Below are 591 nucleotides of genomic sequence, written 5' to 3' on the forward strand. Positions count from 1 at the left end.
AAAAACAATAATCGTTCAAGTCAATGAACAAAAAATAACTTTATTTAATTTAGAAGATGAAGCGAGCCGAGACGCCTAGCGTTAAGCTAGGGACTTTTTGTCGAGGCGAGCCTAACAATTAAGGAGGAAATAAATAATGGCTAATAGACCTAATCCATTACAACCTGTAATAGTCAATGTCAAAGTTTTAGGCGTAAATACTCCTGCGGACTATACTAGAGTTTTTGGTGTAGTAAGCTATGGAGATACTAATTTACAAGCTAATACTTTAAAAACAATTAGTAAAAGCGAAATAGCAGATTTAGGATTAAAAGAAGGTTCATATACTGAAAGTTTTTTGAACTCTTTTTTTACTAATAATGCTATGGGACAAATTAATGTTTTGGAAACAAAAACAGTTCCAAACATCAAACAATACGCCGCAGGCGATTATTATGTGAGCGGAAGCCAAGCATATAAATGCTTACAGGCAGATACAGCAACAAGCGAAACCAATTTAGCACCAAGCAAATTGTCAGAGGGGGCATACTGGGAAGAAACATCAGACCCTAAAAAATATGAAATAGACAGTTTATATGTAAATGCTCAAGG

The 591-nt window shown here is 34.7% G+C and carries 1 protein-coding gene; it reads left to right on the forward strand.

Annotated features, from left to right (window positions below):
- Positions 1-136: 136 nt before the first annotated feature.
- A partial coding sequence (locus tag EZH24_RS13205; RefSeq protein ID WP_137999465.1) for a hypothetical protein occupies positions 137-591 on the forward strand: 455 nt, incomplete at its 3' end.

The sequence above is a fragment of the Brachyspira catarrhinii genome (genome assembly GCF_005518285.1).
GTDB classification, from domain to species: Bacteria; Spirochaetota; Brachyspiria; order Brachyspirales; family Brachyspiraceae; genus Brachyspira; species Brachyspira catarrhinii.